Annotated in this window: 11 protein-coding genes; 8 read left to right on the forward strand and 3 right to left on the reverse strand. The window is 57.6% G+C overall.

Going from position 1 to position 15,262, the window contains the following annotated elements; all coding sequences use genetic code 11:
- Positions 1-52 precede the first annotated feature (52 nt).
- Both EAO82_RS10685 and EAO82_RS10690 read right to left on the reverse strand, forming a co-directional pair.
- Entirely contained in the window at positions 53-3,220 is a 3,168-nt protein-coding gene (locus EAO82_RS10685; protein WP_096345698.1) for an efflux RND transporter permease subunit, read from the reverse strand.
- Entirely contained in the window at positions 3,213-4,271 is a 1,059-nt protein-coding gene (locus tag EAO82_RS10690; protein WP_096345699.1) for an efflux RND transporter periplasmic adaptor subunit, read from the reverse strand. The genes EAO82_RS10685 and EAO82_RS10690 overlap by 8 nt, the downstream gene beginning before the upstream one ends.
- A gap of 292 nt (positions 4,272-4,563) precedes the next feature.
- Here EAO82_RS10690 and EAO82_RS10695 point away from each other — a divergent pair, with 292 nt between their 5' ends.
- Positions 4,564-5,442: an NAD(P)-dependent oxidoreductase gene (locus EAO82_RS10695; protein ID WP_096345700.1), complete on the forward strand. Its 879-nt coding sequence runs from the start codon at positions 4,564-4,566 to the stop codon at positions 5,440-5,442.
- 96 nt (positions 5,443-5,538) lie between these two features.
- Positions 5,539-5,799, forward strand: coding sequence for a YkgJ family cysteine cluster protein (locus EAO82_RS10700; RefSeq protein ID WP_096345701.1), 261 nt, complete (start codon positions 5,539-5,541; stop codon positions 5,797-5,799).
- A 130-nt stretch (positions 5,800-5,929) separates the two neighbouring features.
- On the opposite strand, the gene gltA is transcribed toward EAO82_RS10700, so the two are convergent.
- Positions 5,930-7,201 (reverse strand): citrate synthase, encoded by a 1,272-nt coding sequence (gene gltA / locus EAO82_RS10705; protein ID WP_096345702.1) that lies wholly within the window; start codon positions 7,199-7,201, stop codon positions 5,930-5,932.
- Positions 7,202-7,570: 369 nt separating this feature from the next.
- Between gltA and sdhC the strand changes: the two genes are divergently transcribed.
- The 6 genes from sdhC (at position 7,571) to odhB (ending at position 15,233) form a co-directional block, all read left to right on the forward strand.
- The gene (sdhC, locus tag EAO82_RS10710; RefSeq protein ID WP_096345874.1) at positions 7,571-7,945 is read left to right on the forward strand and encodes a succinate dehydrogenase, cytochrome b556 subunit; all 375 of its coding nucleotides are present in this window, start codon (positions 7,571-7,573) and stop codon (positions 7,943-7,945) included.
- The gene (sdhD, locus tag EAO82_RS10715; RefSeq protein WP_096345703.1) at positions 7,939-8,307 is read left to right on the forward strand and encodes a succinate dehydrogenase, hydrophobic membrane anchor protein; all 369 of its coding nucleotides are present in this window, start codon (positions 7,939-7,941) and stop codon (positions 8,305-8,307) included. The genes sdhC and sdhD overlap by 7 nt, the downstream gene beginning before the upstream one ends.
- Positions 8,308-10,080, forward strand: coding sequence for a succinate dehydrogenase flavoprotein subunit (sdhA, locus tag EAO82_RS10720; protein ID WP_096345704.1), 1,773 nt, complete (start codon positions 8,308-8,310; stop codon positions 10,078-10,080).
- A 13-nt stretch (positions 10,081-10,093) separates the two neighbouring features.
- Positions 10,094-10,798 (forward strand): succinate dehydrogenase iron-sulfur subunit, encoded by a 705-nt coding sequence (locus EAO82_RS10725; RefSeq protein ID WP_096345705.1) that lies wholly within the window; start codon positions 10,094-10,096, stop codon positions 10,796-10,798.
- 303 nt (positions 10,799-11,101) lie between these two features.
- The gene (locus tag EAO82_RS10730; protein WP_096345706.1) at positions 11,102-13,942 is read left to right on the forward strand and encodes a 2-oxoglutarate dehydrogenase E1 component; all 2,841 of its coding nucleotides are present in this window, start codon (positions 11,102-11,104) and stop codon (positions 13,940-13,942) included.
- 40 nt (positions 13,943-13,982) lie between these two features.
- The gene (gene odhB / locus EAO82_RS10735; protein ID WP_096345707.1) at positions 13,983-15,233 is read left to right on the forward strand and encodes a 2-oxoglutarate dehydrogenase complex dihydrolipoyllysine-residue succinyltransferase; all 1,251 of its coding nucleotides are present in this window, start codon (positions 13,983-13,985) and stop codon (positions 15,231-15,233) included.
- The last annotated feature ends 29 nt before the right edge of the window (positions 15,234-15,262 follow it).

The following is a 15,262-nucleotide window of genomic DNA, read 5'->3' on the forward strand; positions in this document are numbered from 1 at the left end:
TGATTAAGAGCCGCATAGTATGCCTAAGCCGGCTATATACCGGCAATCGAAATCAGACTGCCGCCGGTCTGCCGGTCAATTTAGCCGTTGCGCGCTCGGCCAAGCCATTGATGATCATGTACAGGCAGGGCACCACGAACAGCGTCAACAGCATCGAGACCATCAGCCCGCCGACAACCGTCAAGGCCAGCGGGCGCATGATCTCCGCACCTTCGCCAATGCCGATCGCCAATGGCAGCATGCCGAGTACGGTGGTCAGCGTGGTCATCAGGATCGGCCGCAAGCGCACGCTGCCAGCCCGGGCAATCGCTTCTATCACGCTCAGACCGTCCTGCCTGCGCCCCTGCTCGATATATTCCACCAACAGGATGGCGTTGTTGACCACAATGCCGATCAGCAGTATCAGACCAATCATCACTGGCGAGGAAACTGGCGTGCTGGTAGCCCACAGCGCGAGGCTGACGCCCACCATGGACAGGGGCGCTGCGGCCATGATGATCAGTGGATTGCTCAGCCGTTCGTATTGCACGGCCAGGACCACGAACACCAGGAAAATCGACAGCATGACCACCAGAATGATTTCCTGATTGGTTTCCTGGATGGTTTCCCATTGCCCGCCGGTAAGCAGGCTGTAGCGTTCTGGTATTTCCAGATCCGCCAGGCGTTCTTCCACGGCCATCATCACGGTACCGACATCGGAAATACTGGTATTGATATCACCCACCACGCGCATGATCCGCGTCTGGTTCTCGCGATAGATCACCGCCGGTCCTTCACCCAGCTCCAACCGGGCGACGTCGCGCAGCAGTACCGGTTCATCGTCAATACGAAACAGCAGCAGGCTGCCCAGGTCTTCAGCATTGGTGATAGTGTCGTAGGGCAGGCGTACGCGCATGTCGTACTCCTGGTTGCCGTCGATGTACTGGGTAGCCACCTGGCCGTCCACCGCATGGCGGATGGCTTCGCCTACCTCACTGACGCGCAGACCGAACTGGGCGGCGCGCTGGCGATCAACGAACAGCCTGAGCAGGGGCGTTTGATCCTCGGCGCCGGTCTCCAGTCCAATCAGCCCTGGAAGGCCCTCCAGGCGCTGCTTGATGTCATCGGAAATGCGCTGTAGTTCGTCCAGCTCAGGACCGGTCACGCCAATCGCCAGATCGTTGCCGTCGCTGGTGAAACGCAGACCGCGAATCTGCGGCGGCCGTGCGGTGATGCTGACGCCGGGTAAGCCCAGGTCACGCACCGCCCGCTGCGCGTCGTTGATCCAGATGCCTGCGGGCATGTCCGGGCGTTCGCTGGCTGGCACCAGTTGAATCTGAAAGATACCCGAACCAGCCCGCTCACTGATGACGCCGCCCCATAAGGCTCCACCTGCCAGGGTAAAGACGTTATCGACGTGATCGCGCTCAAGCAGTAGTTGTTCAATCTGCCGAGACACGCGCTGCGTTTCATCCGGGGGCGTGCCTGCCGGCATGGTAATGCGGATCTGTACTGCGCCGTCATCCAGCTGCGGCAGAAACTCGCTGCCCAGCTGAGTGAACAGCCACGCTGAGCCGGCCAGCAACAGCGTAGCCAGGCCCATCACGCCCCACCGCCAGCGCAGAACGCCGGGCAATACGCGGGCATAGCCATTGCGCAGACGTAATATGCCAACGCTGAAACCGCGTACCGGCGGGCTGTTAACCAGGCCACTGGTGAAACTGATACGCCCCATCAGGGCGGCCAGCGAGGGTACCAGCGTGAGGCCGGCAAGCAGCGTGGCGAGGATGGCGAAGGAAATGGTCACGATCATTTCGCGGAACACCAGCGCGGCAATGCCACTGACCAGCAGAAAGGGTAATACCGCAGCCAGGTTGGTCATGGTGCCGGCCGTTATAGCTGACACCACCTCGCTGGCGCCGTCGCGCGCTGCATCATCAGGTGATTTTCCCAGAGTTTCGCGGTGCCGATAGATGTTTTCCAGCATGACGATGGCGTTGTCGAGCAGCAGGCCGACACCCAACGCCAGCCCCCCCATGCTGATGATGTTCAGCGTCAGGCCGCTCATGCCCATCAGACTGAAGGTCGCCATTATGGCGATGGGGATGGAAATGCCGATGACGAAGCCTTTGCGCAGGCTGCCGAGGAACAGCAGCACGATAATCATTGCCAACGTGCCGCCCAGCAGCGCGGCAGAGGTCACGCTGGACAGCGCACCACGGATGAAATAGGTCGGGTCCTGGGTCGGCCGATAACTGATATCGGCAGGAATGAAGTCGCTGCGCTCAAGCCTTTTCAGCGTGTCGCGCACGGCATCCGCGACGGCGACGGTGTTGGCCTCCGGCAGTTTGTAAATGGATACCTGCGATGCGGGAGTGCCATCCAGACGGGCAAAGACCCGTTGCCGACGGTTGCCGTCGATCACTTCGGCTACGTCTGCCAGGCGGATATTCTGCCCGTAGCGGGACACTTCGCGGGGGAGTGGCAGGAGCAGGTTCTCGATCTGCTTCAGAGAGGTAAACAGGCCCTCGGTCTTGGCCGCGACATCAAAGGTGTCGGAGGTCACGCGGCCAATCGCCAAGTCGCGGTTCTCGGCAGCGAGGATGCGGCTTACGTCAGCCATCCCCATGCCGTAGGACAGCAGCCGCTGCTGATCAACAATCACCTCGATCTCGCGAACCATGCCGCCAGCAGCTTCCACCGAAGACACCCCGGGAATGCCGATCAGTTGCGGGGTCAGCGTATTCTCAATCCAGTCGTTGACCGCAGCCTCATTGCGCACGGTCGAGCTGAATCCGCCTTGCCAGACAGCTTGCTGGCCAGGATCGAACTTGCGTACACGTGGCGGATCAACGTCCGGCAAAAGAGGTCTGGCCTGTTCCAGGCCTCGCGCGGTGTCCTGCAATGCCAGGTCGAGATCGGTACCAAATTCGAAAGTCAGATCCAGATCGGTCTGGCTGTCTTCGACTTCACTGCTGATTTTGGTGAGGTTCTCGGTGGCGGCGAGGTTGCGTTCCAGCACTCGGGTGACCTGCTCTTCAATTACCTCAGCAGAGACCCCAGGGTATTCAACACTGACGCGGATCTGCGGATAATCGATACTGGGCAGGAGGTCGATCGGCAGGCGTTGCAGAAAATACAAGCCCATGACCAACACCACTGACGCCAGAGCCAGGGTGCCAACCGGGCGGCCGATGGCGAGTGTAGTCAGGCCGAAGCGTGGGCGCTCGGGATCAGTCATGGTTGATCACAATGCGTACCTTCTGATCTTCCAGCATATCTATCGGGTTGCTGGCCAATATGGTTTCGCCGGGTTCAAGGCCGTTGACGATTTCCGTCCAGCGGCCGCGACTGATGCCTTTGCTGATCTCGCGCTGAACCAGTCTGTCGTTCTCTATCACGTACACGTAATGACCATTGTCCAGGCTGCCGACCGCCGCTCCTGGTACCACGAGCGTATTCGGCCGCGGATCAATAGCCGCGTCTATGCGAGCTAGAAAGCCCGGACGCACGCCCTGATCCCAGGCGCTGCTGGGGAGCAATACTTCAACGGTAATCAGCCGGCTGCTGCCCTGTGCTGCGGGGAAGATCCGCCTCACTCTGCCTTCCAGACGCAGCTCGGGCAGCGCATCCAGTGTGACGGGCAGTATCTGGTCCTGGTTGATATGCACCACATCCAGTTCCGATACACCCAGGCGCAGTACCAGTTGTTCCAGGTCTGCCAGTTCGAACAGCGTACTTTGGGTTTCCACGGCTTCACCGGTCTCGATATGCCGGGCGATGATGGTACTGGCCTGAGGTGCTTCAATACGTCCGTAGGCGACTCTGCTGAGCCATAGATCACGCTGACTGCGGGCCACCTGCAGGGCGACATCGGCGGCCTGATATTCTATCTGGGTCGCGACACCGCGCCGGCGCAGCTCGATGGCGCGATCGAAATCCAGTTTGGCCGAGGCCATTTGTGCCTCTGAGCGCGCGAGCTCGGCGGCGGCCTCGGCGACATCCAGTTGGGCGAGGACCTGCCCGGCCTTGACGCGATCGCCTTCCTCGACCGCTACGCTCTTTACTGTACCTTCGGTGCGGGCGGCCAGACTGATCAGGGCGCGGGGCTCTACGGTCGCTGCAAGCCGCAGCGGGCGGGAAAGATCACGTGTGCTTACCTGGTGCGCGGCTACGGGTGTAGCGTCACGCGACGCTGGTGGTGGGCCCGCTTCCTGCTCGCAGCCGACGAGCAGTGTGAATGCGAGAGTGGCCAGCAGCGGACGGGGGAAACCGGACTTGTACCTCAGCATGCGTTTGAACATTCCTTTAATGGCGCACATGTACTCGCTTATCGGAAAGACGAGCATGGCCCGCTGGCATGGATTAAGCGCGGTCGGGTAGCTGTATGCTAACCGTTACTGATGACAGAATCAGCGCAAGCTGATAATCATTCTTGTTATTTCTTGGCAAAAGGTTTCAAGAAAAAGCCACTGTCGCCAAGTTAGGCTATGGTGCACGCAATGAAAGTTCCGGCTCGTACCGGGTGAGTGTGACCTAAACCAGTGAGGCTGCGATTGCAGCTTCTTTCTTGAGGAGATACCAATGGCGAACCTAGCTTTTATCGGACTGGGAGTGATGGGTTACCCCATGGCGGGCCATTTGCGCTCCGCCGGCCACGACGTGACGGTTTACAACCGTACTGAGTCCAGAGCCAAGGCCTGGGTTGACGAGTTTGGTGGTCGCGCTTGTTCGACCCCGGCTGAAGCCGCGGCAGAGCAGGATCTGGTGATGATCTGTGTGGGTAATGACGATGATCTGCGCGAAGTGGTCTGTGGAGAGCAGGGTGTGCTTCAGGGTATTCGTTCTGGCGCAGTGATTATTGACCATACTACGGCATCTGCAGGCGTGGCCCGCGAGCTGTTCCAGCTCTGTGCTGAAAAGGGCGTGGGTTTTCTCGATGCGCCGGTATCCGGCGGTCAGGCGGGTGCGGAAAATGGTCAGCTGACCATCATGGTCGGCGGCGACGAGTCCGTTTTCGACTTTAGCCGGCCGGTGATGAATTGCTACGCCAAGATGCTCAAATTGATGGGGCCGGCGGGGTCGGGTCAACTGACCAAGATGGTCAACCAAATCTGCATCGGCGGCCTGGTCCAGGGGCTTGCGGAAGCGCTGCATTTTGCCAAGAGTGCGGGGCTGGATGGCGAGGCGGCGATGTCAGTGATCAGCAAAGGCGCGGCGCAATCCTGGCAGCTGGAAAACCGCCACAAGACCATGCTCGCCGGTGAGTTCGAGTTTGGTTTCGCGGTGGACTGGATGCGCAAGGACCTGGGTATCGTGCTGGATGAGGCGCGTCGCAATGGCGCACAACTGCCGGTTACTGCGCTGGTCGATCAGTTTTACGCAGATGTTCAGGCCATGGGTGGTAACCGTTGGGACACCTCCAGCCTGATCGCGCGGCTGGAGCGTAAGCGCGAGGAATAACGGCGGTCCGGTCCGCGACCTCAGATCGACAGCTGCTGCTCTCTTGTGGATAATACCGCGCCTTGGTCATGTCGCGTCCACAGGAGGGCAACGTTCATGTCATTGACTAGTTGCCGCTCCGGCTGCGGCGCTTGCTGCATAGCACCTTCAATAAGCTCACCGATCCCGGGCATGCCACTGGGCAAGCCTGCCGGGGTGCGTTGTATTCATCTGGATGCAGACGCCCGCTGCGCGATCTTTTTCTCTTCGGATCGCCCCCGGGTCTGTGCAGAATTCCACCCGGCTGCAGACGTGTGCGGCGAGAACGCTGCGGATGCCCTGCGGATTATCGGTTGGTGGGAAGCGCAGACGGGGTAGGGCAGCGGCAAGCTTCAAGTCTCAAGCTGCAAGATAAATACGAACTCTTCAGTAGGGGATGCTCCATTCTTCGTGGCTTGTAGCCAGCCAATAAAAAACCCGCCGAAGCGGGTTTTTTATTGGCTGAAGATCAGCCTGGATAGTCGCGTTTGGCGGCGCCGGTGTACAGCTGGCGCGGACGGCCGATCTTGTACGGGCCGCTGATCATCTCGTTCCAGTGCGCGATCCAGCCTGGCGTGCGGCCGGTGGCAAAGATCACGGTGAACATCGAGGCCGGGATACCGATGGCCTTGAGAATGATGCCGGAGTAGAAGTCGACGTTCGGGTACAGGTTGCGCTCGACGAAGTAGGGGTCGTTGCGGGCAATTTCTTCCAGCTTCATCGCCAGTTCCAGCTGCGGATCATTGATACCCAGCTCGGCCAGTACTTCATCACAGGTCTGCTTCATCACTTTGGCGCGTGGATCAAAGTTCTTGTAAACGCGGTGACCGAAGCCCATCAGCTTGAATGGATCGTCTTTGTCCTTGGCCTTGGCCACGAACTTCTCGATGTTGGACACATCGCCGATTTCGTCGAGCATACGCAGTACCGCTTCGTTGGCACCGCCGTGCGCCGGTCCCCACAGGGCAGCGATGCCCGCAGCGATACAGGCAAAGGGGTTGGCGCCGGAAGAGCCGGCCAGGCGCACAGTCGAGGTGGAGGCGTTCTGCTCGTGATCGGCATGCAAGACGAAGATGCGATCCATGGCCTTGGCCAGTACCGGGTTGACCTTCTTCTCGTCACAGGGCGTATTGAACATCATGTGCAGGAAGTTTTCGGAATAGCTCAGGTCGTTGCGCGGGTACATCATGGGCTGGCCCATGGAATACTTGTACACCATGGCTGCCAGTGTCGGCATCTTGGCGATCAGGCGAACAGCCGAGATCTCGCGGTGATGCGCATCGTTGATGTCCAGCGAGTCATGGTAGAACGCAGACAGCGCACCGACCACGCCACACATGATGGCCATCGGGTGGGCGTCACGGCGGAAGCCGTTGAAGAATGTCTTGAGTTGTTCGTGCACCATGGTGTGGTTCTTGATGGTGCTGACAAACTGGTCCTTTTCGCTGTCGTTAGGCAGTTCACCCTTGAGCAGCAGAAAGCAGGTTTCCAGGAAATCGGCTTTCTCAGCCAGTTGCTCGATGGGGTAGCCGCGGTGCAACAGCACGCCTTTGTCGCCATCGATGTAGGTAATCTTGGATTCGCAGGACGAGGTGGCCATAAAGCCGGGGTCGAAGGTGAAGTAGCCTTCAGCGGTCAGGCCGCGCACATCGATAACATCCGGGCCAAGAGTGCCTGAATACATTGGCAGGTCAATGGGGGAGTTCCCCTCGATGATCAACTGCGCCTTCTTATCAGCCATTGATGGCCTCCTGTCTGCTGGAATCGAACTGGAATCGAAAAAAGCCCCCACGCAGGGCCCGCATCACTATAAGGTGATAAATCGGTTTGTCAATTCTACCGATAGTGAATGGATATCAGTCAGATAAAAAGCTTTTATTTGCACCCTGAACGAGTCTGGTAAACGCCCTGCGCGGTTGTAACAAGGGCATTCCAAAGGCTTGGTTGCATTGTAATCAGGGGGTCAAGTCTCTATACTCCATGACCGGCAAAGTGGCATATCGACCTTCCTGCAAGGTCAAGTAGTTATGCTGCTGGGGTACCCACAATAGTGCACCTTCCTATAATCCAGCCCTGAATCATAAAAAGGGCCACGAGTGTGAATATAGCCGTGAATAGCAAAAGACCTGTCAATCTAGATCTCAGGACAATCAAGCAACCTGTCACCGCGCTGACTTCAATTGCTCATCGCATTTCGGGAATCATTCTGTTCATCTCCATCGCTGGCCTGCTGTGGATGCTGGACGTTTCATTGAGCTCCGAAAGTGGTTTTGAGCAAGTGCAGTCGCTTCTGCAGAATCCGCTGGCCAAACTGATCCTGTGGGGCGTGCTCGCTGCCCTGCTGTATCACCTGGTTGCCGGTATTCGCCACCTGATCATGGACGCCGGCGTAGGCGAAGGCCTTGAGAGTGGCAAGCGTGGTTCACAGATCGTGATCGTCGTATCCGTCATTCTGATTGTTCTTCTGGGGGTTTGGATATGGTAACCAACGTCACCAACCTGTCGCGCAGCGGCCTTTATGACTGGATGGCGCAACGCGTCTCCGCCGTATTGCTGGCAGCCTATGTGCTGTTCCTGCTTGGTTACCTGATATTCAATCCGGGCCTCACTTATGCGGATTGGCAGGGTCTATTCAGCCAGAACTGGATGCGTATATTCAGTCTGCTCACACTGGTGGCTCTGAGTGTTCACTCCTGGGTCGGAATGTGGACTATTTCTACTGACTACCTGACGCCTATGGCAGTTGGCAAATCCGCCACCGTAGTTCGCTTCCTGTTTCAGGTGGTGTGCGGTCTGACGATGTTTGTCCTGTTTGTCTGGGGCGTGCAGATTTTTTGGGGTATCTAAATGTCTAACATCCGTACTTTGACTTTTGACGCCATCATTGTAGGTGGTGGTGGTGCAGGCATGCGTGCAGCGCTGCAGCTGGCCCAGGGTGGTCACAAGACTGCCGTGGTCACCAAGGTATTCCCGACCCGTTCGCATACTGTCTCTGCCCAGGGCGGCATTACCTGCGCTATCGCGTCGGCCGATCCGAACGATGACTGGCGCTGGCACATGTATGACACCGTCAAGGGCTCCGACTATATCGGTGACCAGGACGCAATCGAATACATGTGTTCGGTTGGCCCGGAAGCCATTTTTGAGCTCGAGCACATGGGTCTGCCGTTCTCCCGTACCGAGCAGGGCCGCATCTATCAGCGTCCGTTCGGTGGTCAGTCCAAGGGCCCGGACAACCCTACTCAGGCAGCACGCACCTGCGCCGCGGCCGACCGTACCGGCCATGCTCTGTTGCACACGCTGTATCAGAACAACGTCAAGCACAACACCACCTTCCTTAATGAATGGTATGCAGTCGATCTGGTGAAGAACCAGGACGGCACTGTGGTGGGTGTGATCGCGATCTGCATTGAAACCGGCGAGACCGCCTACATCCGCTCCAAGGCAACTGTATTGGCGACCGGCGGGGCAGGGCGTATTTATGCCTCGACTACCAACGCGTTGATCAACACCGGCGACGGTATCGGCATGGCGTTGCGCGCTGGCGTACCGGTACAGGATATTGAAATGTGGCAGTTCCACCCGACCGGTATTGCCGGCGCGGGTACCCTGGTGACCGAAGGTTGCCGTGGTGAAGGTGGCTACCTGATCAACAAGCATGGCGAGCGGTTCATGGAGCGTTATGCGCCTAACTCCAAAGATCTTGCTGGTCGTGACGTTGTGGCCCGCTCCATGGTCAAGGAAATCCTTGCCGGTAACGGCTGTGGCCCGGATGGCGACCATGTAATGCTCAAGCTTGATCACCTGGGCGAGGAAGTGCTGCACAGCCGCCTGCCGGGTATCTGTGAGTTGTCCAAGACTTTCGCTCACGTTGATCCGGTTACCGCACCGATTCCAGTAGTCCCGACTTGCCACTACATGATGGGCGGTATCCCGACCAATATTCATGGTCAGGCGATTACCCAGGATGCCAACGGCCAGGACAAGATCGTTGATGGTCTGTTTGCTGTAGGCGAAGTGGCCTGTGTATCGGTACACGGTGCCAACCGCCTGGGTGGCAACTCGCTGCTCGATCTGGTGGTGTTTGGTCGTGCCGCAGGTATGCACCTTGAGTCTTCATTGAAAGATGGCGTTGAGCATCGCTCGGCATCCGAGTCTGACATCGAAGCGTCGCTGAGCCGTCTGGATTCGCTGAACAAGCGTACCGCCGGTGAAGACGTTGCGCCGCTGCGCAAGGAATTGCAGAACTGCATGCAGAACTACTTCGGTGTCTTCCGTACTGGCGAGTTCATGGAAAAAGGTATCAAACAGCTGGCCGATCTGCGCGAGCGCATTGCGACCGTGAAGATTGATGACAAGAGCCAGGCGTTTAACACTGCGCGTATCGAAGCACTGGAATTGCAAAACCTTCTGGAAGTGGCCGAAGCAACTGCGGTAGCCGCAAACCTGCGTACCGAAAGCCGTGGTGCGCATGCCCGTGAAGATTTTGAAGATCGTGATGATGAAAACTGGCTGTGCCACAGCCTGTACATGCCCGCTACCAAAGAATTGCGTAAGCGAGCAGTCAACTTCGCGCCGAAAACAGTGCCTGTTTTTGAACCCAAGGTTCGTACTTATTAATAGGGTGACCGATATGCTGCAAGTAAGCGTTTACCGTTACAACCCGGAGAGCGACAACGCTCCCTACATGCAGGACTTCCAGGTCGATACTGGCGGCAAGGACATCATGGTTCTTGACGTGCTCGCTCTGGTCAAGGAACAGGATGTAGGCATGTCCTACCGCCGCTCCTGCCGCGAGGGTGTATGTGGCTCTGACGGGATGAACATTAACGGCAAAAACGGACTGGCGTGCATCACACCCCTGTCCGATGTGGTCAAGAAAAACAAGTTGGTGTTGCGTCCGCTACCGGGTTTGCCCGTCATACGTGACTTGGTCGTGGATATGAGCATCTTCTACAAGCAATACGAAAAGGTTCAGCCGTATTTGCAGAACGACACGCCGGCGCCGGCTATCGAGCGCCTGCAGTCGCCGGAAGAGCGGGAAAAACTGGACGGCCTCTACGAGTGTATTCTCTGTGCCTGCTGTTCTACTTCCTGCCCTTCCTTCTGGTGGAATCCGGACAAGTTTATCGGTCCTGCTGGTCTGTTGCAGGCTTACCGCTTTCTCGCGGACAGCCGTGACACCCAGACCGTTGACCGTCTGGCTGCACTGGACGACCCGTTCAGCGTATTTCGCTGCCGCGGCATCATGAACTGCGTGAATGTGTGTCCCAAGGGTCTGAATCCGACCCGTGCCATTGGCCACATCCGCAACATGTTGCTGCAGAGCGGTACCTGATCGGTTGAAGTCTGCATCACGTTGGCCTGCGCCGGCTCCTGCTACAGGGAGCCGGTCAGTATTTTAATCGAGCCGCAGCCCACAAAGCCGCGGTTTGTATGTACCTAAACCAACAGGGGCAATCGGGTAACACCCGAACTATCTGTCGGGGCCGGCAATATTCCGGTTTCGCAGAACATGACAAGACAGGGTGAGTGGCAGAGACAATGCCATGGTCACCACATGTTTTGCGCGGATGGCAGTGTTTTTGCCAATTAATGGTCTTTGCGCCAGATGGTGTCCCCTTATAGAGGGTGACCAAGCATGCCAGACAGCGAAATGCAGCAGCTGTGGAGCACATCTCATCTTGACGGTGGGAATGCCTCCTATGTTGAAGAGCTATACGAGCTCTATCTGCACGACCCAAACAGTATCGCCGATGAGTGGCGCAGCTATTTCCAGAAGCTGCCGCAATCCAACGGCCATGCCGGGTCGGATGTTTCCCATTCGACGATTCGTGAACACTTCCAACTGTTGGCCAAGAACCAGCGTCGTACCGCAACGGTTAACGGCGGCGGGGTCGTCAGCAGTGAGCATGAAAAGAAACAGGTAGATGTACTGCGCCTTATTCAGGCCTTCCGCATGCGCGGGCATCAAAGCTCCAGCCTGGATCCGCTTGGCCTCTGGCAACGCGAAGAAATCGCTGATCTGACGTTGGCCGACTACGGCCTGACCGATGCAGATCTTGATACTCCCTTCCGTACCGGCGAACTGCATATCGGCAAGGAAGAAGCTCCCCTCAAAGACATTCTTGATGCGCTGAGTTCGACCTATTGCTCGACCTACGGTGCGGAATACATGCACATTGTCGACTCCAATCAGCGTCGCTGGTTTCAGCAGCGTCTGGAAAGTGTGCGTGGCAAACCCCAGCACTCAGTACCCACCAAGCGCCACCTGCTGGAGCGTCTGACCGCTGCAGAAGGCCTGGAAAAATACCTGGGCACCAAGTTTCCCGGTACCAAGCGTTTCGGTGTGGAAGGCGGCGAAAGCCTGATCCCGATGTTGGATGAGATCATTCAGCGCGCTGGATCCTATGGTACTCAGGAAGCCGTACTGGGCATGGCGCACCGTGGCCGTCTGAACGTGCTGGTGAATATTCTCGGCAAGAACCCGCGCGAGTTGTTCGACGAGTTCGAAGGCAAGAAGAAGAACGACCTGAGCTCCGGCGACGTCAAGTATCACCAGGGTTTCTCATCCAACGTGATGACCTCTGGCGGCGAGATGCACCTAGCCCTGGCTTTCAACCCTTCGCACCTGGAGATTGTTTCTCCGGTAGTGGAAGGTTCGGTGCGTGCCCGTCAGGATCGCCGCAAGGATTTCTCCGGTGATCGCGTACTGCCGATCAATATCCATGGCGATGCTGCCTTTGCAGGGCAGGGCGTCGTCATGGAAACCTTCCAGATGTCGCAGACCCGTGCTTACAAGACCGGCGGCACCATCCACATCATCGTCAACAACCAGGTCGGCTTCACCACCAGCCGTCAGGATGATGCGCGCTCTACCGAGTACTGCACCGACGTGGCGAAGATGATTCAGGCACCGATCTTCCATGTTAATGGTGATGATCCGGAAGCGGTCCTGTTTGTTACGCAGCTGGCTGTGGATTATCGCATGCAGTTCAAGCGCGACGTGGTCATCGATCTGGTCTGCTACCGCCGTCGTGGTCACAACGAAGCTGACGAGCCGTCCGGCACCCAGCCGCTGATGTATGAAAAGATCACCAAGCACCCGACTACCCGCGAGATCTACGCGGATCGTCTGGTGGCGGAAGAAGTGATCTCCAGTGACGATGTGCAGGGCATGATGGAGGAATACCGCAATGCTCTGGACAACGGCGATCATGTGGTCAAGAGTCTGGTCAAGGAGCCGGATACCAGCTCCTTCGTCGACTGGGCACCGTATCTGGGCCACAAGTGGACCGCGCGCCACGACACTCGTATTGATCTGAAAACCCTGCAGGAACTGGCCAACAAGCTCAACAGCCTGCCTGATGGGCTGGTGATTCAACGTCAGGTCAACAAGATTGTTGAAGATCGCAGCAAGATGGCCGCCGGCGCCTTGTCGCTGAACTGGGGCTTTGCCGAAACCATGGCCTACGCCACGCTGTTGCACGAAGGCCATCCAGTGCGCATCACTGGGCAGGACGTGGGTCGCGGTACTTTCTCGCACCGTCACGCAGTACTGCACAACCAGAAGGATGGCAGCACCTACATTCCGCTGGCGAATCTGGCCGAGAATCAGCCACGTTTTGATATCTACGATTCGTTGCTGTCGGAAGAAGCGGTTCTGGCATTTGAATACGGCTATGCCACTACCACACCGAACGTGCTGGTTGTTTGGGAGGCGCAGTTTGGCGACTTCTTCAACGGTGCCCAGGTGGTGGTCGACCAGTTCATCACTAGTGGTGAGCACAAGTGGGGGCGTCTTTGCGGCCTGACCATGTTGCTGCCGCACGGTTACGAAGGGCAGGGGCCGGAGCACTCCTCCGCACGTCTCGAGCGCTTCCTGCAGTTGAGCGCAGAGCACAACATTCAGGTTTGCGTGCCGTCTACTCCTGCGCAGATGTACCACATGCTGCGTCGTCAGGTGATTCGTCCGCTGCGTAAGCCATTGGTCGCGTTGACACCCAAATCCCTTCTGCGTCATAAACTTGCCATCTCCTCACTGGAAGATCTGGCCGAGGGCTCGTTCCAGACCGTTATTCCAGAGGTAGATGCGCTGGATCCGAAGAAGGTCGAGCGCGTCATCATGTGTAGCGGCAAGGTGTATTACGATCTGTTGGAGAAGCGCCGCAAGGATGGGATCGACAACGCGGCGATTATCCGTATCGAACAGCTGTATCCCTTCCCAGAGGATGATCTGGCCGAAGTACTGGCCAGCTACAAATCCTTGAAGAAGGTCGTCTGGTGCCAGGAAGAACCGATGAACCAGGGCGCCTGGTACTGCAGCCAACACCATATGCGACGCGTGATTGCCCAGCATAAGGTCAAGAACCTGTACTTGGACTACGCTGGACGGGAGGCCTCTGCATCACCTGCTTGTGGTTATCCTTCCATGCACGCCGAGCAACAGGAAAAACTATTGCAAGACGCACTCACCGCTTGAGCATCTGGCAGACAACACAGCATTAATTTAAGGATCGACAATGGCTATTGAAATCAAGGCCCCTACTTTTCCGGAATCGGTTGCCGATGGCACCGTGGCTACCTGGCACAAGCAACCTGGCGACGCCGTCAAGCGTGATGAACTGATCGTCGACATTGAAACCGACAAGGTTGTAATGGAAGTATTGGCGGAAGCCGACGGCGTACTTGGCGACATCGTCAAGGGTGAAGGCGAAACCGTACTCAGCGGTGAAGTGCTCGGCAGCCTGAAGGATGGCGAAACTGCTTCTGCCAAGCCGGAAGCCAAATCTGAAGCCAAGGCTGAAACCAAGCCCGAGGCCAAGGCTGAAGACAAGACCGCCGCCAGCGCCGCATCCGGCGAAGAGCCTTTGCTCTCGCCAGCCGCGCGCAAAATGGCCGAAGAAAATGGTCTGGCTGCAGGCGATATCGCCGGCACCGGCAAAGGTGGTCGAGTTACCAAAGAAGACGTGATGAACGCCGTCGAAGCGAAGAAAAACGCTCCGGCCAAGCCGGCTGCTGCCGCCAAGCCTGCCGCCGCTGAAGCAGCGCCAAGCCTGGGTGAAGGCGATCGTGTAGAGAAGCGCGTGCCAATGACTCGCCTGCGCGCGCGCATCGCCGAGCGTCTGGTAGATGCTCAGTCGACCATGGCCATGTTGACGACCTTCAACGAAGTCGACATGAAGCCGATCATGGATCTGCGCAAGAAGTACAAGGACCTGTTCGAGAAGAAGCACAACGGCGTGCGACTGGGCTTTATGTCCTTCTTCGTCAAGGCCGCGACTGAAGCGCTGAAGCGCTACCCGGCGGTGAATGCTTCCCTCGATGGTTCTGACGTGGTTTACCACGGTTATCAGGATATCGGCGTAGCTGTATCCAGTGATCGCGGTCTGGTTGTTCCGATTCTGCGCAACACCGAACACATGAGCCTGGCTCAGGTGGAAGGTACCATCGCTGACTTCGGTCGCAAGGCCAAGGAAGGCAAGCTGTCCATGGAAGACATGACCGGCGGCACCTTCACCATTTCCAACGGTGGCGTATTTGGCTCGCTGCTGTCTTCGCCAATCGTCAATCCGCCGCAGGCAGCGATTCTGGGTATGCACAAAATCCAGGAGCGCCCAATGGCGGTCAATGGTCAGGTCGTGATTCTGCCGATGATGTATCTGGCGCTGTCCTACGATCACCGTCTGATTGACGGCAAGGAAGCGGTCAGCTTCCTGGTTGCCATCAAGGAACTGCTGGAAGATCCAGCACGTCTGCTGCTGGACATCTGATAAACAGCTGCAAGCTTCAAGTGGCAAGC

The organism is Halopseudomonas pelagia, assembly GCF_009497895.1.
Taxonomy (GTDB): Bacteria; Pseudomonadota; Gammaproteobacteria; order Pseudomonadales; family Pseudomonadaceae; genus Halopseudomonas; species Halopseudomonas pelagia_A.

Coding starts and splice junctions, on each gene's coding strand:
- EAO82_RS10685 (WP_096345698.1), bottom strand. CDS start 3,220: ATGACTGATCCCGAGCGCCCACGCTTCGGCCTGACTACACTCGCCATC.
- EAO82_RS10690 (WP_096345699.1), bottom strand. CDS start 4,271: ATGCTGAGGTACAAGTCCGGTTTCCCCCGTCCGCTGCTGGCCACTCTC.
- EAO82_RS10695 (WP_096345700.1), top strand. CDS start 4,564: ATGGCGAACCTAGCTTTTATCGGACTGGGAGTGATGGGTTACCCCATG.
- EAO82_RS10700 (WP_096345701.1), top strand. CDS start 5,539: ATGTCATTGACTAGTTGCCGCTCCGGCTGCGGCGCTTGCTGCATAGCA.
- gltA (WP_096345702.1), bottom strand. CDS start 7,201: ATGGCTGATAAGAAGGCGCAGTTGATCATCGAGGGGAACTCCCCCATT.
- sdhD (WP_096345703.1), top strand. CDS start 7,939: ATGGTAACCAACGTCACCAACCTGTCGCGCAGCGGCCTTTATGACTGG.
- sdhA (WP_096345704.1), top strand. CDS start 8,308: ATGTCTAACATCCGTACTTTGACTTTTGACGCCATCATTGTAGGTGGT.
- EAO82_RS10725 (WP_096345705.1), top strand. CDS start 10,094: ATGCTGCAAGTAAGCGTTTACCGTTACAACCCGGAGAGCGACAACGCT.
- EAO82_RS10730 (WP_096345706.1), top strand. CDS start 11,102: ATGCCAGACAGCGAAATGCAGCAGCTGTGGAGCACATCTCATCTTGAC.
- odhB (WP_096345707.1), top strand. CDS start 13,983: ATGGCTATTGAAATCAAGGCCCCTACTTTTCCGGAATCGGTTGCCGAT.